A 20,382-nucleotide genomic window follows, 5' to 3' on the forward strand; every position below is an offset into this window, starting at 1 on the left:
TTCCTTAGGTGAGGGCTTTAGTAGAGGCGCAGGTATTCCTGCACTTCCCAGTCGGTGACTGACTGGTGATAGCGCTCCCACTCGTCGTTCTTGTATTCGAGGAACGACTTGCGCATCACCGGGCCCATCACATGTTCGGCCATTTCGTCGTGGCGCAGTTCCTCGATCGCGCTCCATAGGGTGCGGGGCAGGCGGCGGATGCCAAGCTCGGCCAGTTCCCTCTCGGTCTTGGCATAGAGGTCGAAATCGGTGGGCTTGCCCGGTTCTATCTTCTGTTTGATGCCCATCACCGCGCAGCTGAGATGCATAGCCATCGCCAGGTAGACATTCATCGTCATATCGCAGGCGCGGTTCTCGATGCAGTGGCGGCTTTGCGGCAGCCGGAACTGGGCGGAGCGGTTGTTGAAGCCGTAGGTGATATTGGTCGGCGCCCAGGTGACAGTACCGCCCTCAAAACCGCCGACGCGCGGCACCAGCCCGTTATAGGAGTTCACGGTGGGGCAGGTGATCGCAGTGATCGCCTCGGCGTGCTGCATCAGCCCGCCCACGGCCCAGCGGCTTTCGTCGGACCAATCGCTGCCATCCGGGGTTTCAAAGATGTTCTCGCCGGGGCGGCTGTCATGCTGCATCGACATGTTGATATGCGCGCCGGAGCGCCAGTCGCCCACCGTTGGCTTTGGCATGAAGGTGACAAACAGCCCGTGCTTCTTGGCGACCTCTTTCAACACGATGCGCAAAAACGCCAGGCGGTCCGACATTTCCAGCATGTTGGTATAGTGAAAATCCAGCTCGAACTGGGAATAGGCGCCTTCGGCCACCACGTCATGCAGATTCCAGCCCAGGCCCTCGATGATGTCGATCATATCCTTGAGGAAGGGCATCGAGTCGACGGAATATTCCACGTCATAGCCAAACGCCTGGCGGCGCGGGCGCAGGCCGTCTGCCGGATCGTCGTCGAAGGCTTTCACCGGCTGCCCGGCGTCGTCGTATTTCATCACGATGAATTCCGGCTCAACCCCGGCAAAGCCGGTGTAGCCTTCCTGCGCCGCCTCATGCATGGCGCGCCGCAGCGCCTGGCGGGGGCAGACGTTGTAAGGCGCGTCTTCCCAGTAAAGATCCGAGAAGATGATCGCCATCGACGTATCCCAGGGGCAGACATAGACGGCGTCCAGATCCGGCACCACCACCTGGTCGCTGTCGGCGGGGCTGAGTTCGGGCACAAAGGAGATCGAATGCACCGCAAACTGCGGCCCCTTGCCGAGGCAGAGCGGTTCAAAATCGCTCATCGGCACCGGTTTGGTCTTGGGGATGCCGTGCAGGTCGATCCAGGCGGCCATGACGTATTTGACGCCGGCTGCTTCCAGGCGTTCGCGCACCTCGGGGATGCGGGGGCGGTTGCGCTCCACCGCGTCCTGGAAGGTCTCGTAATAGACCCTGTTTTCGGGATTGGCTTTCAGCATGGTTGTTCCTCCCATTGAATGGCAAGCAGATGCCGTCCGCTGCCGGGGGCCGGTCAGCGTTGTTTTGGTTTCGTTTATTGCAGTTGCCTGGCGGAAAAGGCGGGCAACCCGTCATCCGGGGCTCGGACTAGGGTGCCCAGTCGCCAGGAGCGGCGTGTCTTAGCCCGGGACAAAGTCCGACGGGTCAATGCCCGGAACCTGGGTGATCCCGGCCAGTTGTTTCCAGTTGTGCGGATAGGCGGCGTAGAAGATCACGCATTTGCCGTCCGCCTCGTAGGAGATGTGGTTATCCTTGGGCACAAACAGCACGTCGCCGCGGTTGCAGACATAGCTTTCGCCATCGCAGACCAGGCGGAAGGTGCCCTCCAGGCAATAGATGATCTCGTCGCAGGTCAGGTCCCACGGCACCTTGATGTTGTTCAGAACATTGATGCCGCCGCACATGGACTTGCTGAATTCGCTGGTGACCATCGGTTTGATGTAGGTGTCACTGTCGCCCATGGCGTCGTAACGCTCCTGGACCAGATCGAATTTGAATAGCTGCGGTTGATCGCCCATGGGTTATGCCCCTTCGCTGGCAAGATGTTTCAGGATGCTTTCGTTCAGTTCGACCTTGTAGCCGTCCGGGTCCTCGCAAAAAGCGATGACGCGGGTGCCGTTTTTCATCGGACCTGCCGGGCGGGTGATTTTGACGCCGGCAGCGGCCAATTGCTCGCAGGCGGCATAGACATCCGGGGTCTCGATGCAGATATGGCCCCAGCCGTTGCCCTTGTCATAGGGCTCTTCCTGGTCCCAGTTGGCGGTCAGCTCCAGGGTGGGGGTCTCCGCCTCCGGGCCGTAGCCGATAAAGGTATTGGTGAATTTGCCTTCGGGGTAGTCGGTGCGGCGCAGCACCTCCATGCCCAGAATTCCGCAGTAGAATTCCAGCGACTTCTCCATGTCCATCACCCGCATCATCGTGTGGGCCAGGCGGAAACCCTTGGAAATAGGGTCACTCATTGGGTTTGTTCCTTTTTATTCAGGCGTTTGCCGGGGCGCCGGCCGCCATGCCGGTCCCAGGGCTGGTCCCGTCGCTGGCCAAATCGCGTTCGATCATGTCCTGGAAGGCGCGGACGCTGTCTTCCCAGGCCGGCGACAGCAGCCCGCCGTCATCGGCAACGGGGGATTTGCGGCCTTCGTACATGCGTTCGACCATCTCGTGGTCTTCCTTGTGGACGTCCCACCAAAGGTCTTTCAGGCCTTGGATTTCCTCTTCGCTCAGCTTTTGGCCCTCGGTGGTGTACAGCGCGCGGTACTGGCGCATCTTGCCGGGTCCGACAGGCACGTTCAGGTAGACCCCCAGCTGATCCGGGAAATAGCGGCCCAGGATGAAGTTGGGATAGAGCGTCAGATAGCGCGAGCTGACCGCCAGGCTGCCGGAGGTGCCGACCTCTTCCTTCAGGTCCACCGCGCTGCCAAGGCAGTTGCCATCGGTGATCGTGTAGTGATCCTCGAGCGGCTGATCGGTGGTCGAGGAGTGCACGAACTGGACATGGTAGGGCTCGATGAAGTTCTCCATGATCAGCTTCCAGTTGGTGTCGATCTCGCCGAAATCGAGCAGGCCAATCGGCTCCAGCTTGCCGTAGTCGATGCCCTCCAGCCGGTTGATCAGAGATCCGGCGTAGTCTTCGAACTCCGGCGCATTGCCGTCGAGGTTGACGAAGATCCAGTCGTGCCAGACATGGGTGCGGACGGGCTTCAGGCGGTGTTCCTTCAGATCGAAGCCGTCGAACTCCTGCTTGCCGGTGCCGGCGAAATGAGGCGCGGCGCGCAACCGGCCCTCCAGATCATAGGCCCAGGCATGATAAGGGCAGCGGATCAGCTTGCCGACGTTCTTGGGCTTGTCGACCAGCGTCATGCATCGGTGCAGGCAGACGTTGTGGAACACCTGGATGCTGCCGTCCTGGCCGCGCACTGTCAGCAACGGCAGACCGGCGCAGCTGACCGGGTTGGCATCGCCGGGATTGGCGATCTGATGGGCAAAACCGATGAACACCCAGTTCTTGGACAGGACCGTCTGGCATTCCCGCTGCCAGATGTCCTCGCTGCGGTAGGCGTCCGCGGTCAGGCCATGCTGCGGCCCTCCGGCTACCCGTGCTTTTTCTTTGGCAATTGTCATTTGTCCTCCCTTCGACACTGCCACATGCGCAGCGGCTTGATGGGCCATGCGCATGGAACCTGCTCCTGCACTGGCTGTCCCGTTTCGGGTTCTGCGCCATTCGCAGGGCTTGGAGATCATGCTTGCGAAAATCGCACGACTTGGCAATAGTTTTTTACGATATTCGTTATTGTGTGGAATTTTCAGACGAAAATCAGGAAGAAGCTGTTCAGAAAGCGTCAAATGGGTGCGAAATTCGCATGTACCAGTCGGGCCAGTGCCAGGAATCGCAGTTTACAGCAGGAGGTCTGCCGGACTCCGTGCCTGCAGCCGGGCATTTGCGGCGTGTCCGGGCGGAGGCACTGGATTGCAGGCCCCTGGAAACGGGAAATGCCGCGTGAGTGGTTTGCGAATTCCGCCGTGGATGCTTATGGTCGGCTGCGGATACAGTAACCGGGCAGCAGACATATGGCAGGCAAGCAGCAACCCTCTGCGCGCAGCAAGCGCGCCAGTCAAAGCATCCGCTCTCCAGGGGACGATCTGAATCAGCAGATCATCCGGCTGCTGCAGCAGGACGGGCGGATGGCATTTTCAGAAATTGCCCAGAAACTGGATGTTTCCGAAGGCACTATCCGCAACCGGGTGAGCGGCCTGCGGGAGAACAACATGCTGCGGATCGTGGCGATGTCGGACCCGGTGGCCACGGAATACACCACCGACGCGATGATCGGGCTGAACGTCGCAGCCGGGGTAACCCCGCGGCAGGTGGCGGAAAGGCTGGAGAGTGACCCGCGTGTTGTTTTCATATTGTGGGTCGCAGGCCGCTATGACCTGATTGTTGAACTGGTCAGCGATGACGCCGACGCGCTGAAAGGGTTTCTGGAGCATGAGATCCACGCCAGCGATGATATCGCAAAGGCGGACGTCATGTTTGGCTTGAAGAACTTCAAGAACCAGTTCCTGCTGAAACGGGATGTGAAGGATTGTGAGGAAACTGCCAGCGGCTGATGCCCGCAAAAATGAAAGCAGCTTCATCAGTACGGTTTCCTTCGGCTGTTTATGTATTCCCGGGTAGAACCTGTCCCCTTGCGATAGTGGCCTTTGAGGTCGCAAGCGCCCGGCTGCAGGCAGCCGGATCCGGACGGGTCCCGTAATCCCGGGTTTCTACCGCATCACATCGCACTCGTGATGGTGGGTTATTGATGCCGGGGTGTCCGTTATGGCCGGCACGAGCGGGTGACGTCCTCAATTTTTGACGAGCACTAACCTTCCGCTGCTGCTGCCCGGGCAGGCTTTCCGCAGCCGCGCTTATGGCTGGAGGTGGCCGGAACGGACCCTCAGCGACTCGGCCCCGGAACCTGGGCCCTATCCTAACGCTGAAGCATACTTGCCTTCGTGGGGGGGCAAACGGGCTTGGCGGAACTGCGTGCCTTGGGGCGGGATTGCTTCACAGATCAGGATCCTTTCGCCCGGATCCGGGGCTTTGGCAAGATCTGGAGACGAAGACGGCCGACGGGTCACTTGGTCATCGCCCGTTTGGGGAAGGGGGGAGAACCATCATGTCCGCAGCGGTGAGGGGTTTGAGCTATGTTTGGCGGCCGTATGATGCTTTGGACCGTGAGGTGCCGCCTTGCGAATGTAACGTCTCGTGTGACGCACAAGGAGGCGATCGTGATTGCTGCCGGAAAGGCGGGGCGAACCGGCCGCTCAAGGTATTCCCGCAAAGTGCCGGAACGAAAATTTGCACGCCTGAAATCTCCTGGCAGCCGCCGCCGGAGCAGAGGCTGTCTACGATTATTTAACCCGCATGGAGTTTGAAATCTATATGTGACACCGCTCCCGCCGCCGCTTGGATCTGGTGATGCCCCTCTCTGTCGCCTCGTCCAGAAACGGCATGCGTCGGCCTGGGATACCGGAGATGGCTGCTGCGGGGAGGGGCGGCCGATGGAATTCTAGCGGGGATGTCCGGTCTGTGCCGCGACCGGCCCTTTATCTGCGATCACGGAGGTGGCGGTTCACAAGGGCCGCAAGGCTCCGGATACCACGCCGCATGTGCTGCACCGGTGCGTATATCCGACCTTTCCGATGTGCATGTAGTGGAGCCCGGAGATGTTCCAGACCCGGCTGACTCACTCCCGGATCACAGGGCCCCGGGTAGCAGGCCGTTGGTGGCGGCCTGCTGCAGGATCTAACGGCAGCTTCTCTCAGACGTCGGTTGCGGACATGGCAATGTGCCAGGTGTGCGGCGCGCTGGGGTTTTCGCCGCTGACCGGCACTGGCAACTTCGTCGCTCGCCAGCACATGGTCGGCAACTGCCTGTTTCAGGGCTGAAATTCCCGCTATTTTGGCCCGAATATTCCGCTCAGCAACGCCTGGCTTGCGGATCAGGACCTGTTCGAGCGCGTTGACGATGACCTGAAGGATATGCTGGCTGAGCTGGAACAACCCGAACTGACGCCGGAAACCAAGACAGCAGTATCCGCGATTTTGCGCAAATACCGCAACCTCGTGCTTTGATTAGGCACTCTGCTCAGGTTGCCTGTGAAAGGGCTGGTGCTCTGCCCGCAACGCTGGGCCAGACTCCTGGGAGGCAGCTCGCTTGTAATTTTCGGTGAGTTTACGGTTTGTTTTCCTGCACGCGCGTATCGCTCATTGCGACGCAAGCGGCAACCACCGGCAAGGCAGCCGGCATCCGGAGGAATTCGGTTGCGCTTCATTCCAGTAAAATTGAAAGCCGAACAAAATTATGCCGATACCAGACTGGGTCCTTGATCTCGTAGCTTCCAAAACCGGCACGAAAGCCGACGACAAAATGGATGGGACCACTGGCGACGACACGATCGACGCCGGTGCAGGCGAGGATACCGTTGCCGGTGAAGAAGGCAGCGACCTGATTGACGCCGGCGAGGGCAACGATACCGTTTATGGCGATATGGGGGAGGGGTTCGACCAAGGGCTGGATGCCACGCCGCTGGTGCTGGATATCAACAATATCCAGAGCATTTCCCACGACGGATGGGCAGGATCTGCAGGCAACAATGCTGTCTTCAGCGACGTGGCCACCTTGGAGGACGGAACCAAAGTCTGGGGCAGGCTGGTTCTGGTGGAGAAATCCAATCCGGACATGACAGTGCAATTCGGCTACACAGCCGGTGCGGAAATCCTGCTGGGCGGTGACGATCCGGGTGACCAGGCGACCTTCCGGCTTGAGTTCTTTGATCCGGATACCGGTGAGCCGGTATACTTGAATTCCACGGCGACCTTCAATGACGTGGATGACAACAGCGGTCATGGCGATGCCGAGGCCGTTATAATCGACGGCAATAGTTTCACCTCTTTCGGGGTGTCTTCGGACTCGTCGCTCGGCACAGCGGTTGACGGCAGCGTGGTCACCGCCACCGGATCTGACTACAATGATTACACCGATCAGGATGCCTGGTTTTCTGCCGGTTTCGAAGATAAATCGTCGATTGAGTTCACATTGCAAACCCGTGAAGGCTGGGCGGGATTTACCCTTTCGGGCAGCACGATTGATGACCCGATCACCACCGCCTTAGAACAGGGGGCCGATACTGTGATGGCCGGTGACGGCAGCGACGTTGTCTATGGTCAGGGGGGGGATGACTCCCTGTTCGGCGAGGCTGGCAATGACAGTTTGGATGGTGGCGATGGCGACGACGTTCTGGATGGCGGCACCGGCGCGGACACCCTGATCGGCGGGGCCGGGGGCGACACGCTCTCTGGCGGTGAAGGCGACGATTACATCGAAGGCGGCGCAGGCAACGACAGCCTGACCACCGGTCTCGGCAACGACACCCTGATCGGCGGCGAAGGCGATGACACGCTTATGAACTCCGCCGGTGATGACAGCTTGGTCGGCGGAGTGGGCAACGACAGCATCGTGGCAACCGACGGCAACGACACCCTTGAAGGGGGTGATGGCGCCGACACCATGTACGGCGGCAACGATGACGACCTGCTGGTTGGCGGCAGCGGCAACGATCTGATGTACGGCGAGTCAGGCCATGACAGCCTGGAAGGCGGCGACGGCGACGATGTGATGGATGGCGGGCTCGGCAACGACACCCTGATCGGGGGCACCGGCGCCGACACGATTGCCGGGGGCGATGGCGACGACTACATCGAAGGCGGCGACGGCGACGACAGCCTGACCACCGGTCTTGGCAACGACACGCTGATCGGCGGCGCCGGCAATGACACCTTGAGAAACTCCGCCGGTGACGACAGCCTGGTTGGCGGCGCCGGTGACGACAGCATCGTCGCAACCGATGGCAACGACACCCTCGAAGGAGGCGACGGCGCCGATACCATGTACGGCGGCAACGACGATGACCTGCTGGTCGGCGGCAGCGGCGACGATCAAATGCACGGCGAGGCTGATGCAGATACGTTCCAGATGTCTGACGGGTTCGGCAATGACACCCTGACCGGCGGCGAGGCGGGAAATGACCACGATACGGTCGATGTCTCGGCGGTCACCACCGGCGTCACGGTCACCTACACCGGCGATGAGGCCGGCACGATCACCGACGGCTCCGACACGATCACCTTTTCCGAGATAGAGGCGCTCAAGCTGACGGATCAGGGGGATGTTGTGGATGCTTCGGCTGACAGCGCCGGGGTGTCGATCGACGCAGGCGCGGGCGATGACACGATCACGCTTGGTGCAGGCGACGATTTCATTGCCACCGGGGCCGGCTATGACGAGCTGATCCTGACCGGGGCGGGCGGCATAGACACTGTCAGCGACTTCAGCATTGCCGATGATGACAGCGACGGTTTTTTCAATGACCAGCTTGATGTTTCCGATCTGACCGGCGGCACTGGACTCGACGGGGCTGTTCGCACCAGCGATGTCTCCGTAACCGACGATGGATCCGGCAATGCTCTGCTCACGTTTCCGGGAGGTGAAAAGCTTGTCCTGGAGGGGGTGGCCCCGTCACAGATCACAACCACAGCCCAGCTCATCTCTGCAGGTATCCCCTGTTTCACACCGGACGTTCTTCTCGCCACCAGGCGCGGCGCAGTGCCCGCAGGCCGGATCCAGGTGGGCGACATGCTGCAAACCGCCGACAATGGGTTTCAGCCAGTTATCTGGGTCGGCAAACGCACTCTGAGCCAGGCAGACTTGGCGCAGCGCCCGCATCTGAGGCCGTATTGCGTCCGCCCGGGCGGTTTGCTGTCTCCGGAGCGGCCGATGCTGCTGTCCCCCCAGCATCGCCTGTTAGCCGGCCCCAGGATCTTTGGGCAAGACACGCAGTTTGGCGAAAGCTTTCTGTCTGCGAAATTGCTGGCGGAAGTTGACGGAAGCTGCACGCAGCTGACCGCGACATCCGATCCGGTCACCTATGTGCATCTCATGACTGAGCGGCATGAGGTGATTTTCGCAGAAGGCATCGCAACGGAGACATTCTGGCCCGGTCCCGAAGCAGTCCGTGGGCTGTGCGCTGCAGACATGCGGGAGCTGTTCGGCCTCTTCCCCGAACTGGCTGCCGTTCATGGATTGGTTGGCGAACAAGGCCGCGGGCTGGTCCGCAGAGCTTACGGCGACCTGGCCCGCCAGGCGCTTAAGCGGCGCAACCTGCAATACCTGCACGCCGCCTGACGGCATCCGGACCAAACCGTGATATGCCTTGGCGAGCATAAGGCAGCCGCGCATCCGGCTAGGCGGTGGGCTGACAATGCAGTTCCGCGTCCAGTTCGAAGACCGGCTCCATCTGGCCGTCAGTGATCACCGCGTTGAAATTACAGCGCTGATTCATTTCCACCCCATGGGTGCCGATACCGAACTTCTTAATGACGATTGCATCGCGGATTGCGGTGCGCTTCTTTTCCGCCTCCGGCGTGGTCTCTCAATGGGAAGCCGCGCCGGAGGCGGAACTCCTCAAAACCGGTGCCGCCGTTCATGCCAGGGGGGCAAAGATCGGGCCGTATGCATATAGGTCTCCGGCTCGGCATCGTGCCCGGATTGCGCAGCACCTCCATCGTGCGCTGTTTTGTGATATGCGCGTGGGGTGTGCTGGCGGGCCATCCGAAACGGTTGACCGTATATTCGCGATGCCATAGCTCGACAAAAGCGGCGCGGTTGCCGTGGCAGCGGCAAAAATGCGCCCGGGCCGGATGCCCAGCAGGCTCTCCGTGACCGCACTATCCAGTGCGAGTTCAAGACCCTGTCCGCCAGCATCACCGGTGTGGGCCAGGATGCAGTCTGGCGGCCTTAAGCGGCAGGATGCAGGCGCAAACCTCACAGATGTGTTGTCATTTTATATCCGGGAGCAAAAAACAGCTTCGCCAGCGTTACAGGCTTGGTGCGCAGCCAGGTAATCCTTTCCGCCGTGAACAACGGGTCCCCCAAAGCAGTGTCCAGAAAGTCGGACACTGTCTGATCGGCCTTGGTCGCCATGAAGCTCAGCTCAAGATTTGTGAAAGGAACCTTTTGCACCAGCCAGTCATTCGGACCGGATTGGGTGAAGTCCGCCTCCAGAATCTCGGGGATGCTGTCTGTCACCACCCAGCGCACTTCGTACTGGAACGGCGCATTGCCGGCATAATGCATGCATCTGAGGTGCAAAACCTCCTGCTTTTGGGGGATGTCAAGCCGGGCTGACAGCCATGCCGGGGCGGGCATGATACGGCGTTCCACCAGGGAATACCGGTAGGCGGCGCCGGTCTCAGCGATTTCGTCCCGCACCAGGGGGATGGAGAACTGGGCTTTGCGGACCGGTGAATTCAAAACCCGTGTCCCGGCTTTCCGCTTGCGTTCCAGGTAGCCTTCTTCGGCCAGTTCCCGCAGCGCCCGGTTCACAGTGGTGCGTGTGCTCGAGAATTCAACAGCCAGTTCCGTTTCGCTTGGCAGCAGGCTGTCCGGCGCCCAGATCTTGTTTTGGATCCGGTCCAGAACGACCTGCTTGATATCCCTGTAGCTCATGTTTTCGCGGGGGGCTGGCATCCGGAATCCCAATTCGATTAAAGAATTTTAATGGTGATATATATACACATAATATTTGGGCGGGAAAGCGTGATAACCGGCTTTACAGCCGGTGCGGCCGGATCAGTTGCCTGGCAGAAAAGGCCTGCAGGCACGCGCGCAGAAATACGGCTGGCCTTTTCCGGCAATATAGTTGACAATGTCAATTAATATGACTGACCAGCGCTTCCATCTCCACAACTCCCTGGGCTACCAGGTCACCATGCTGGCGCGGGTGATCGAGCGCCGTTTTGAACAGCGCATTGCTGAGCACGGGCTGACCCGCGTCACCTGGTGCGTGCTGCTGGCAGCGGGTGAAGAGGGTCTCAGCACCCCGTCGGAGATTGCGGACTTCATCGGCATCGACAGAACCGCCACCTCGCGCGCCCTGCGGCAGATGGAGGCGCGCGGCCTGATCACTCGCAGCAGCGGCACCGGCGACGGCCGCTCGATCCGGGTGGGGCTGACCAAGCCGGGGCAGGCGGCACTGCAGGCGGTCTTGCCGGTTGCGCAGGAAAACGCCGCCTATTTCGAGGCCAAGCTGACCGCGCAGGAACTGGCAGCGCTGCGTCAGACCGCCGCCAAACTGCTGCAGGACGAGCCGCGCATCGTCGCCAAGCTGTAACTCTTCAGGGGCAAACCATGGGCAAAATGTTTTCCTACCGCAACCGGCCTGTGCATCTGGGCGCCTATCCGATGGAGACGCTGGCGCGCCGGGCAGTATCTGCGGACCTGAACAGGCTGCCGCCGTTGTCCGGGACGTCTTTCCGCCGCCCTGAAGCCCCCTTGTCGATCGTCAACGCGATGCGGGACTATCAGGCGATGCTGGATGCCACCCGTGAAGGGCTGGTGAAAAAGGAACGCGCAAACATCCCCGCAAACCCGCAGGAGCGCGCGGATCATCTGAAGGCATTCGGCTATTTCTGCGATGCCTCGCTCGCGGGCGCCTGCGCTTTACCATCCGGGGCCTGGCTGGACGCACCGTTAACAAACCCGGACGTGGCGGCACTGGCCGCGGATCTGCGCACCAAACAAACCAAGACCTTTGCATCCGGCATCGACGTGGTGTTGGCCAGTTTGCGCGAGTCGATGCAGGCCCCGCCCGCAGACTGCCGCCACCACACGTACGCGCTGGTCTATGTCTATGAATTCCCCCGAGATCCCGAAACGGGTGAGGAGGGCACCGAATGGCTTGCGGATGCGCAGGAACAGCGCGCCTGCCTGCGGGCGGCGGAAACCGTGGTGACGCTGGCCAATTACATCCGCCTCTTGGGGTGGGGGGCGCGCGCCCACACCGGTGCCGCCAGTGATGTGCATCTGGGCAAGCTGGCGGTGCAGGCGGGTCTTGCCACCAATGAGGACGGCGTTCTCACCAACCCCTTCCTCGGCAGCCGCTTCGGAATCGCCGCGGTGACCACCACGCTGGAGCTGGCCCCTGATCTGCCGCTGGCGCCGGGCCAGACGCCGGGCCTCAAATACCGGCTTGGCCTCGGCACCCACGCCAAAAGCGCCAACACCCGCGACCCTTACGCCAAGCGCCGCTTCATGGATGGCGCACACCCGTTCGAGACCCTGAAACGCGTGGCGGATCCCACCACCTATATCGACGAGGTGAACGTTGCGCGCGTCCCGAAACGTGCCGACATGTTCGCCCGCTCCCTGTTCGGCGATCTCGGCAAAGGCCCGCAGGAGGCAGCAAAGAACGGCAACTACGTCCGCAAATCCTCCTCCGCCTTTGCCTTCCGCTCCTCGCTCGCAGCCTTTGTGCTGCTGCAGGACGGCGAAGCCGCGCCGCAGGTGGACCCCAGCGCCGCAGACGCCGCCCGCAATGCCGCGAATATCAAGGCTGCGGCCTATTTTCTCGGCTGCGACGCGGTGGGCATCTCGCGCTGCCCGGACTGGGCCTATTATTCCCACGACGCGGCGGGAGAGTCACTGGCCCCCTATCACGAAAACGCCATCAGCATCATCATCGACCAGGGTCACGAAACCATGGAGGGCGCCTCGGGCGACGACTGGATCGCCTGCGCCCAGTCGATGCGCGCCTATCTGCGGTTCTCACTGCTGGGAGGGGTGATCGCGCAGCAGATCCGCAACCTTGGCTATACCGCCCGGGTGCATTCGGTGATGGACGGCGAGGTGTTGCAGCCGCCCTTGCTGCTGCTTTCTGGTCTTGGCGAAGTGTCCCGCATCGGCGAGGTGATCCTGAACCCCTTCCTTGGTCCGCGGCTGAAATCCGGCGCCGTCACCACCAACCTGCCGATGACCCATGACAGGCCGGTCGATTTCGGCCTGCAGCGGTTCTGCGAGGCCTGCAACAAATGCGCCCGCGAATGCCCCTCGGGCGCCATCACCGCCGGGCCGAAGCTGATGTTCAACGGCTACGAGATCTGGAAATCCGACAGCCAGAAATGCACCACCTACCGCGTCACCGTCCCCGGCGGCGCCATGTGCGGCCGCTGCATGAAAACCTGCCCCTGGAACCTCGAAGGCCTGTTTGCCGAGGCGCCCTTCCGCTGGGCGGCAATGAACCTGCCGGGCAGCGCGCCGCTGCTGGCGAAACTTGACGATGCGCTGGGCAATGGCGAGATCAACCGCACCAAAACGTGGTGGTGGGATTTGGAGATGGCGGAGGAGGGGCCCTATGCACCCTCGCAGCATCCTGTGAACGCCCGCAAACTGTCCAAGGACCTGGACCTGAAGTTTGAGGACCAGACCCTGGCGGTCTACCCGGCGCCGCTGGCGCCGCCGCCCTATGCCTGGCCCGCGCCGATGGACCGCGAGGCCGGGATTGCCGCCTATCAGGCCATGATCCCGGCGTCCGAGCACAAGCGCCGCCGCGCCGCAGGCCTGCCGCCAGAGCATGCCTATACCGCCGGCCAAGGCGCCGCACCGGTGATGCGGATGCGGCTGTCCAAAGTGGAGCAGATGACCGGTGCCGTCACCAAGTATGAGTTCTCCCTGCCGGATGGCTCTCCGCTGCCGGCCGCAACTGCAGGCGCCCATATAGACGTCGTCGTCGCACCGGAGTTTTTCCGCCAGTACTCCCTGTCCGGCGACCCGGCGGACCGCACGAAATACCAGATCGCAGTGCTGCGCGAGGACACGGGCCGCGGTGGTTCCAGACTCATGCACCGGATCTTCGAGGAAGGCCGGATGGTGTTCATCTCCAAACCCATTAACCACTTCCCGCTGGTCGAGGGTGCGGCCAAATCCTATTTGATGGGCGGCGGCATCGGGGTGACACCGATGATCGCCATGGCGCATCGCCTGCACGCCTTGGGCAAAGACTTTGAATTCCGCTATTCATGTTCGAGCAAGGCAGGCGCAGGGTTTCTTGAGGATCTGAAGGGCGTCCCTTGGGCTGACAAAGTGCATCTGCATTTCTCGGATCAAGGCGCCCGCGCAGATCTGAAACACGTGCTGCGCTATGTGCCCGGCAGCCATGTCTACACCTGCGGACCGGAAGCCTACATGCAGGCGGTGCAGGATGCAGCAGAGGCAAACGGCTTCCCCGAGGAGAACTGCCACATGGAGTATTTTTCGGTTCCTGAGCAGCCCGAATATGAAAACCACGCTTTCACCTTGAGGCTCGCGAAATCGGGTCGGGAAATTCTGGTGCCAGCCGAAAAAACCGCCACCGAGGCGCTGGCTGAAAGCGGTATCCATGTGGATGTGAAATGCTCCGATGGCATTTGCGGTGTCTGCAAGTGCGGGCTGATCTCAGGCGACGCGGATCACCGCGACTTTGTGCTTTCGAATAAGCAGCGCGAGGGCGCCATCATCCTCTGCCAATCCCGCGCCGATGAACCGGACGGTGTGTTGGAAATCGACCTTTAACCGGGCGGTGCAATCTTCTTAAGCAAGAAAATTGCTAAAAGTTTTTTTAAAACTTTTGCGCGCGGCAGCGGTTAGTACGGTTGCCGCTCTCCAAGCAAATACCGCGCCGCATCGACGTAATCAAAGGCCAGCGAAATTGCGATCACTGTGCAGACAGCCAGGATGATCCGCCGCGGCCATTCGGGCATGCCGGGCTGTGCCCGCTGCCGCCACAGCCAGATCAGCAGAGGTGTCCACAGGACCACATGCGGCAGTCCCAAGAGGCGCACATATCCAAGCTGCCCGTATAGCCAATAAACTCCGGCCCCCGCCAATACACTGGCCGCCACGGTGACCAGCCCGGCAACCCGGCTGGCCTTCCAGATCAGCAGTGCCAGCGGCAGGACAAACGCTCCCAGGAACAGAATGTTGACCCAGATCTGCACCCAGAGCGGCTGGGTTGCGAGCGCTTCGTTCAGTGTCATTGCAGACCCTCCTGTGGGCGAGCCTAGGGAAAGGCCGGATCTCCGGCAAGCACTACAGCGGCGACCCTTCGCGCATCTGGTCCTGCTCGTCGGGCGTCGGTGTGTGGTTGAACACATAAGCCGTGCGGCAGGCTTCTTCGCCGCCCAATTCGGCAATCCGGCGGCGCTGATCCGAAAAGGCGCGGGCATTGATCTCTTCCGGGTCGCAGATCGCCCGCAACCGCCGGTCGCCCTCGGCCAGGGCTGCCGTGACCTCCGGATCGTTCCTTCCGTCCCTTGCCCGGTCCGTTTGTTCCTGCGGGTCGGCTTCCAGGTCGAAAAGCTGCGGCTGCATTCCGGCGTAATAGACATATTTCCACCGGCCCCAGCGCACCATAAAGGCACCGGTTTTCGATCCACCGTCGTGATATTCGCTGAAACCGCTGCGGGTCTCGTCATAAGGCGCACTGGCAATCATGCGCAGCGACACCCCCGGCAATCCATTGCTGCCGGCATCCTCTGCCAGGCCGCAAACCTCCCGCGCGGTGGCGGCAATGTCGGTCAGGCTGGTGCAGGTTGCCACGCTGTGCCCCGCCGGAATGCCGGGCCCCGCGGCAATCATTGGTACTCCGGCGCTGGCCTCATACATCACCTGCTTGGTCCAGAAACCCTGATCGCCCATCATATCACCATGATCCGACACATAGAGGATCACGGTATTCTCCAGCTGACCGCTTGCCTCCAGCGCCCGGATAACCCGGCCCGCGCAATGATCCATAAAGGACGTGAGTCCATAGTAGGCTGCCTTGGCCTCGCGCATTTTCTGTTCGTCGAAATAGTCTTCATAGTTGAAGAACGCGGCAATATTGCGCAGCTCCTCGTGGTCCGGCAACCCCGCGCCATAGCCTACCGGCAGATCCATCTCTGCCGGATCATACATGCTGTACCACTCCTCCGGACAGGTCAGCGGGTAATGCGGGCTGACCATCGATACAAAGGCGGCCCAAGGCTGGTCCTGCCGTTCCGGGGCCGCCAGCCACGCCTCCGCTGCGCCCGTAATCGCCAGGTCGTAATCGGTATAGGTGCTGGTTCCCGCGCCCACATCTTCCGCCAGTTCCGCTGCCGCGTCATAGTCCGGCGGGTTCTCCCGCAACAGGCCGATCGCCCAGCCGACGCCGCCGACCACATGCATCGGCAGGGTCTCTTCGGAAAATCCGTTGTCATCCTCGCCTGAACGGAAATGCAGCTTGCCGATCGAGACCACCTCGCGGCCCGCATCCCGCAGGGCGCGCATCCAGCTTTGCGGCTCTCCGGCATAGGGCGTCGCGCTGTCCCAATGCCGGCTCTTATGCACCCAGTCGCCGGTGGCCAGCGCCGCCCGCGCCGGCACGCACATGGGGGAGGGCGTATAGGCCGAGGTGAACATCGTGCCGCGTGCCGCCAGCGCATCCAGGTTCGGGGTTTTCACAATCGGATGACCGGCGCAGCCCATCGCATCCTTGCGGTGCTCGTCGGAGATAATGACAAGGAAATTCGGTTGCTGGCTCATCGTGTCCCCGCTCTTGGCTGCAGGTCCAGACTGCAAGCGGAACACGGCGGCTGAATGCCGTTTTGCGTCATCCTGAAGGCGGAAAACACCCATTGGCCATGGCTCTTCTGCTGGTTCCAGGGTTGCGGGTTGCGAAACAGGCTGCTACTCAGCTTGCGATTTTGTTATGATATAACATATGGAGACTCCGCATGACAGACAACAGGCTGCCGGTTACGGTCCTGTCCGGCTTTCTTGGGGCGGGCAAGACCACGCTCCTGAACCACGTCCTGAACAACCGCGCGGGCCGCAAGGTTGCGGTGATCGTCAATGACATGAGCGAAGTGAACATCGACGCAGACCTGGTGCGCGGCGGGTCCGAACTGTCGCGCCAGGACGAAAAACTGGTGGAGATGACCAACGGCTGCATCTGCTGCACCCTGCGCGATGACCTGCTGCAGGAAGTGCGCCGCCTCGCGGGGGAGGGGCGCTTTGACTATCTGTTGATCGAAAGCACCGGAATTGCCGAACCCTTGCCGGTGGCCGCAACTTTCGATTTCCGGGATACCGACGGCGCCAGCCTGTCGGACGTAGCCCGGCTGGACACGATGGTGACGGTGGTCGATGCGGTGAACCTGCTGCAGGACTTCAGCAGCCACGATTTCCTCAGCGACCGCGGCGAAAGCCTGGGTGAGGAAGATGATCGCACATTGGTCAACCTGCTGACCGACCAGATCGAGTTCGCCAATGTCATTATCCTGAACAAAGTGTCGGATGCAGGGCCTGATCAAACCGCCGCAGCCATGGCCGTCATCAAGGCGCTGAACCCGGATGCCGCAGTTATCCACGCGGATCATTCCAAGGTGGACGGCGGCAGGATCTTTGACACCGGCCGGTTCGATTTCGACCGCGCGCATGAGCACCCCCTCTGGGCCAAGGAACTCTACGGGTTTGAACACCACGTGCCGGAGACCGAGGAATACGGCATTTCCTCCTTTGTGTACCGGGCCCGGCGGCCCTTTGATCCCGCCCGGATCCACGCGGCGCTGAACGGCGATCTTCCTGGCGTGATCCGGGCCAAGGGGCATTTCTGGCTGGCGACCCGCCCTGAATGGGCCGCCGAGTTCTCGCTGGCCGGAGCAATTTCCTCGGTCCGCCCTCTGGGCCTGTGGTGGGCTGCGGTGCCAACAGAGCGCTGGCCCACCCACCCCGAGGCCCGGCGCGAGTTCCTGCAGACCTGGGATGAAACCTGGGGCGACCGGCGCCAGGAGCTGGTGTTTATTGGCGCGGGCCTGGACAAGGACGCGATCACCGCCCGCCTGGACGCCTGTCTGATGCAGGAAGCGCCGGGCGGCTTTGATCCCGCCTGGGACGCGCTGGACGATCCCTTCCCGGGCTGGCGCCGCAATGGCTGACCGCAGGACCCGCCGGAATCTGAACTCCCGCCTGAAACGCCGGCGCCGGGCAGGGGACCCGATGCAGGCCTATGACGCGCTGCCGCCCGGGCTGCGGCACTGGCTGGCCTCCGCCTGCCTGCCTTGGAGCCCGGCATCGGCCCTCAGGATCTGGATCAAGGCAGGCGGCAGCCAAAACCCCGTGGCCGCAGCAGCACGGCTTGATGCCGCCGAAACCGCCATGCTGCAGCGGGATGCCAGGGTCTGGGAGTTCCGGGCATAGTTTCAGACCCCGCCTGCAGCAGCTCGCTGCACCTTGACCGGAGCCTTGAAACGGTCCTGGACTGAGGCTTTGACCGGGACTGAGTGTCAGGCGGACTTCTTCTCCGCCTGCGCCGCCGCATCGAATTCCGCCCGTGCGGCATCGATCACCGGCAAATGCTCCAGCGCCCAAAGCCCCAGCGCGCGCAATGGCTCGCGGAACGACTCTCCCAGCGGTGTCAGCGCGTATTCCACCTTGGGCGGGATCGTCGGGTAATAGGTGCGGCTGACCAGCCCGTCGCGTTCCAGGCTGCGCAGGGTCAGGCTCAGCATCCGCTGGGAAATCCCCAAATTCCGCTTCAGCTCGTTGAACCGCAGCACCCCGTATTGCGCCAGTGAAATCACCACCAGCACGCTCCAACGGTCCCCGACCCGTGACAGCACTTCGTTTATGCGGCTGCAGTCCGGGCATTTGGCGGCGTCTGCCATGGCAGTTCCTTCCGTGTTACCGGGGCTCAATCCTGTGCCTTCTTGTGCCCCATCCAGTGCCCCTTATATAGCCGGTTACAATTCTATACCACCCCTGGCAACCTGCCGAGAAAGGACCCGCGACATGAGTAAAAGCACCCTGATCGAGAAACTGAACTGGCGCTACGCAACCAAGAAGATGGACCCGGCAAAACCGGTGCCGCAGGAGAAAGTCGAGCAGATTATCGAGGCGATCCGGATGGCGCCGACCTCCTCCGGCACCCAGCCGTTCGAGGTGTTTATCATCACCAACCCGGAGATCCGCGCGCAGATCCGCCCGCACGCCTGGGATCAGGCCCAGATCACCGACGGCTCGCATCTTTTGGTTTTTGCCGCCTGGGACAACTACTCGGAAGACCGCATCGATGCCGTCACTCGCCAGATGACCGAAGAGCGCGGTGAGATTCCGATGCTGAACCAGTATTACGATAACCTCAAGGCGACCTACCTGCCGCGCGAGGAGCGCACCAACCACGACCACGCCGCCCGCCAGGCTTATATCGCGCTGGGCTTTGCCCTGGCCGCTGCGGCGGAGCTGGAGGTCGACAGCACTCCGATGGAAGGTTTCACACCGGAAAAGGTCGACGAAATCCTGAACCTCAAGGAGCGTGGCCTGCGCTCGGTCCTGCTCTTGCCGCTCGGCACCAGGGAAGAACAGGGCGACTGGCTCTTGCCGATGAAAAAGGTCCGCAAATCCCGCGACACTATCGTGACCGAGATCGCCTGAGGCCTGTGAAACAAGCGGCTGAAACAAGCGTCAGGCGGCAATTGCAGCCGCCTGCCGCAGCGGCCCGGCGGCACTGCACAAAACACATACCTTTTTTAAAAGGATTTCATGCTACATTAGAAAGCCAATAACATTTTTCCTAACGGGTCCGGGCAGTTTCCTGATGGCAACTGCAGTTTGGAGTGGCTTTGCTGGGGGCACCTGAGCCATGTTTAGATCTGATTTTTCAGTGAGCGATCTGGAGCCAGAGCTGAAATCAATGTTTCTTCTTTGGAAGAGCGCTTCGGAAAACGGAGAATTTCCAAGACTTACAGAATTTGGCCTTCCAAATGCAGAAAACGCTCCCAACATTCTTTCCGTGTATGAAATCGAACGTTCCGAAGTCGGAGCGGCGGCCGACTTCAAGGCGCTGTACGCACGCAGCAAACTCAGCAATACGCTTCGCGACAAATTCGTTGGGACCAGGTTGTCAGATCATGCCGGCATGGGCCCCGGATCCAGGATCTGGGCGTGTTTCAGCGCCGCCGCTGCCGACCCCCGGCCCTTGCTGGTGTCGCTTCCCTATGTCGGCCCGCTGTCAAATTATCAAAGCACATCTGAGATCTATCTCCCCTTGCTTGGTGAAGCGGAGAGTGTTGAATACCTGCTGACCGGGGTCGTTCTTATGGAAAAGCCTTATGGGCACTGGCGGCCCGCCGGAACCGAACCCGGCAGTGATGCCGGGTTATCTTAGGCCCTCCTGGCGAACCGTCCGGTTTGCGTGACTGTCCGTAGCAGCCGCCGCCGTGCCCAGCAGGCCTTCCCCCTTGCACGCAACCGGGAATCCGCCTATACGCGCGCTGTCGGTACAAGGGCGGTCAACGTCCGGATGACACATCTGAGCAGGGCTGAGGCACACCTCGGCCCTTTGTGTTTGTTTGATCAGATGTGATCCGGGCTACGTCCTGTGCGGCTAACCAAGACCGGCGGAGACAACCGCATGGCCAGAAAAACCGTATGAAAAGGAAATCTGAGACCTCATGGCTCAAAACGTATCAATGGAGGATTTCGAAGCCCTCCTGAACGAAAGCTTCGAA

Annotated in this window: 16 protein-coding genes; 8 read left to right on the forward strand and 8 right to left on the reverse strand. The window is 61.3% G+C overall.

Going from position 1 to position 20,382, the window contains the following annotated elements:
- Positions 1–17: 17 nt before the first annotated feature.
- From A2I95_RS11450 to A2I95_RS11465, 4 genes are all read right to left on the reverse strand, one after another.
- Entirely contained in the window at positions 18–1,460 is a 1,443-nt protein-coding gene (locus tag A2I95_RS11450) for a glutamine synthetase family protein (protein ID WP_291729876.1), read from the reverse strand.
- A 159-nt stretch (positions 1,461–1,619) separates the two neighbouring features.
- Entirely contained in the window at positions 1,620–2,018 is a 399-nt protein-coding gene (locus tag A2I95_RS11455) for a cupin domain-containing protein (RefSeq protein ID WP_291729877.1), read from the reverse strand.
- A gap of 3 nt (positions 2,019–2,021) precedes the next feature.
- Positions 2,022–2,459: a lactoylglutathione lyase gene (gloA, locus tag A2I95_RS11460; RefSeq protein ID WP_291729878.1), complete on the reverse strand. Its 438-nt coding sequence runs from the start codon at positions 2,457–2,459 to the stop codon at positions 2,022–2,024.
- A 19-nt stretch (positions 2,460–2,478) separates the two neighbouring features.
- Entirely contained in the window at positions 2,479–3,618 is a 1,140-nt protein-coding gene (locus A2I95_RS11465; protein WP_291729879.1) for an aromatic ring-hydroxylating dioxygenase subunit alpha, read from the reverse strand.
- Positions 3,619–4,065: 447 nt separating this feature from the next.
- Between A2I95_RS11465 and A2I95_RS11470 the strand changes: the two genes are divergently transcribed.
- Positions 4,066–4,605 (forward strand): Lrp/AsnC family transcriptional regulator, encoded by a 540-nt coding sequence (locus tag A2I95_RS11470; protein ID WP_291729880.1) that lies wholly within the window; start codon positions 4,066–4,068, stop codon positions 4,603–4,605.
- A 1,738-nt stretch (positions 4,606–6,343) separates the two neighbouring features.
- Positions 6,344–9,223 carry a Hint domain-containing protein gene (locus A2I95_RS11475; RefSeq protein ID WP_291729881.1) on the forward strand — a complete coding sequence of 960 codons (2,880 nt, stop codon included), beginning with the start codon at positions 6,344–6,346 and terminating at the stop codon, positions 9,221–9,223.
- A 639-nt stretch (positions 9,224–9,862) separates the two neighbouring features.
- Here A2I95_RS11475 and A2I95_RS11480 read toward each other — a convergent pair.
- A complete protein-coding gene (locus A2I95_RS11480; protein WP_291729882.1) occupies positions 9,863–10,567 on the reverse strand; it encodes a UTRA domain-containing protein in 705 nt (234 codons plus the stop codon).
- A gap of 190 nt (positions 10,568–10,757) precedes the next feature.
- Between A2I95_RS11480 and A2I95_RS11485 the strand changes: the two genes are divergently transcribed.
- Both A2I95_RS11485 and A2I95_RS11490 read left to right on the forward strand, forming a co-directional pair.
- Positions 10,758–11,210, forward strand: a complete 453-nt coding sequence (locus tag A2I95_RS11485) for a MarR family winged helix-turn-helix transcriptional regulator (protein WP_291729883.1) — start codon at positions 10,758–10,760, stop codon at positions 11,208–11,210.
- 17 nt (positions 11,211–11,227) lie between these two features.
- On the forward strand, positions 11,228–14,425 hold the full coding sequence (locus A2I95_RS11490) for a reductive dehalogenase domain-containing protein (protein WP_291729884.1): 3,198 nt from the start codon (positions 11,228–11,230) through the stop codon (positions 14,423–14,425).
- Between the two features lie 71 nt (positions 14,426–14,496).
- Here A2I95_RS11490 and A2I95_RS11495 read toward each other — a convergent pair whose 3' ends face one another.
- Positions 14,497–14,889, reverse strand: a complete 393-nt coding sequence (locus A2I95_RS11495; protein ID WP_291729885.1) for a hypothetical protein — start codon at positions 14,887–14,889, stop codon at positions 14,497–14,499.
- 52 nt (positions 14,890–14,941) lie between these two features.
- The gene (locus tag A2I95_RS11500) at positions 14,942–16,417 is read right to left on the reverse strand and encodes a sulfatase-like hydrolase/transferase (protein WP_291729886.1); all 1,476 of its coding nucleotides are present in this window, start codon (positions 16,415–16,417) and stop codon (positions 14,942–14,944) included.
- A 191-nt stretch (positions 16,418–16,608) separates the two neighbouring features.
- On the opposite strand from A2I95_RS11500, the gene A2I95_RS11505 reads away from it, so the two are divergent.
- Both A2I95_RS11505 and A2I95_RS11510 read left to right on the forward strand, forming a co-directional pair.
- Entirely contained in the window at positions 16,609–17,811 is a 1,203-nt protein-coding gene (locus tag A2I95_RS11505; protein ID WP_291729887.1) for a GTP-binding protein, read from the forward strand.
- Positions 17,804–18,073 carry a DUF6525 family protein gene (locus A2I95_RS11510; protein ID WP_291729888.1) on the forward strand — a complete coding sequence of 90 codons (270 nt, stop codon included), beginning with the start codon at positions 17,804–17,806 and terminating at the stop codon, positions 18,071–18,073. The genes A2I95_RS11505 and A2I95_RS11510 overlap by 8 nt, the downstream gene beginning before the upstream one ends.
- 86 nt (positions 18,074–18,159) lie before the next feature.
- Here A2I95_RS11510 and A2I95_RS11515 read toward each other — a convergent pair whose 3' ends face one another.
- The gene (locus A2I95_RS11515; protein WP_291729889.1) at positions 18,160–18,540 is read right to left on the reverse strand and encodes a helix-turn-helix domain-containing protein; all 381 of its coding nucleotides are present in this window, start codon (positions 18,538–18,540) and stop codon (positions 18,160–18,162) included.
- Between the two features lie 124 nt (positions 18,541–18,664).
- Here A2I95_RS11515 and A2I95_RS11520 point away from each other — a divergent pair, with 124 nt between their 5' ends.
- Together A2I95_RS11520 and A2I95_RS11525 are read left to right on the forward strand one after the other, a co-directional pair.
- The gene (locus A2I95_RS11520) at positions 18,665–19,306 is read left to right on the forward strand and encodes an NAD(P)H-dependent oxidoreductase (RefSeq protein WP_291729890.1); all 642 of its coding nucleotides are present in this window, start codon (positions 18,665–18,667) and stop codon (positions 19,304–19,306) included.
- A gap of 229 nt (positions 19,307–19,535) precedes the next feature.
- Entirely contained in the window at positions 19,536–20,039 is a 504-nt protein-coding gene (locus tag A2I95_RS11525; RefSeq protein WP_291729891.1) for a hypothetical protein, read from the forward strand.
- The last annotated feature ends 343 nt before the right edge of the window (positions 20,040–20,382 follow it).

This window comes from Leisingera sp. F5 (genome assembly GCF_001593695.1).

Excerpts from the sequence above, each read along its gene's own strand:
- A2I95_RS11520 (WP_291729890.1), top strand. The coding sequence starts at position 18,665 with ATGAGTAAAAGCACCCTGATCGAGAAACTGAACTGGCGCTACGCAACC.
- gloA (WP_291729878.1), bottom strand. The coding sequence starts at position 2,459 with ATGAGTGACCCTATTTCCAAGGGTTTCCGCCTGGCCCACACGATGATG.
- A2I95_RS11490 (WP_291729884.1), top strand. The coding sequence starts at position 11,228 with ATGGGCAAAATGTTTTCCTACCGCAACCGGCCTGTGCATCTGGGCGCC.
- A2I95_RS11480 (WP_291729882.1), bottom strand. The coding sequence starts at position 10,567 with ATGCCAGCCCCCCGCGAAAACATGAGCTACAGGGATATCAAGCAGGTC.
- A2I95_RS11475 (WP_291729881.1), top strand. The coding sequence starts at position 6,344 with ATGCCGATACCAGACTGGGTCCTTGATCTCGTAGCTTCCAAAACCGGC.
- A2I95_RS11515 (WP_291729889.1), bottom strand. The coding sequence starts at position 18,540 with ATGGCAGACGCCGCCAAATGCCCGGACTGCAGCCGCATAAACGAAGTG.
- A2I95_RS11455 (WP_291729877.1), bottom strand. The coding sequence starts at position 2,018 with ATGGGCGATCAACCGCAGCTATTCAAATTCGATCTGGTCCAGGAGCGT.
- A2I95_RS11510 (WP_291729888.1), top strand. The coding sequence starts at position 17,804 with ATGGCTGACCGCAGGACCCGCCGGAATCTGAACTCCCGCCTGAAACGC.
- A2I95_RS11505 (WP_291729887.1), top strand. The coding sequence starts at position 16,609 with ATGACAGACAACAGGCTGCCGGTTACGGTCCTGTCCGGCTTTCTTGGG.
- A2I95_RS11450 (WP_291729876.1), bottom strand. The coding sequence starts at position 1,460 with ATGCTGAAAGCCAATCCCGAAAACAGGGTCTATTACGAGACCTTCCAG.
- A2I95_RS11500 (WP_291729886.1), bottom strand. The coding sequence starts at position 16,417 with ATGAGCCAGCAACCGAATTTCCTTGTCATTATCTCCGACGAGCACCGC.
- A2I95_RS11465 (WP_291729879.1), bottom strand. The coding sequence starts at position 3,618 with ATGACAATTGCCAAAGAAAAAGCACGGGTAGCCGGAGGGCCGCAGCAT.
- A2I95_RS11495 (WP_291729885.1), bottom strand. The coding sequence starts at position 14,889 with ATGACACTGAACGAAGCGCTCGCAACCCAGCCGCTCTGGGTGCAGATC.
- A2I95_RS11485 (WP_291729883.1), top strand. The coding sequence starts at position 10,758 with ATGACTGACCAGCGCTTCCATCTCCACAACTCCCTGGGCTACCAGGTC.
- A2I95_RS11470 (WP_291729880.1), top strand. The coding sequence starts at position 4,066 with ATGGCAGGCAAGCAGCAACCCTCTGCGCGCAGCAAGCGCGCCAGTCAA.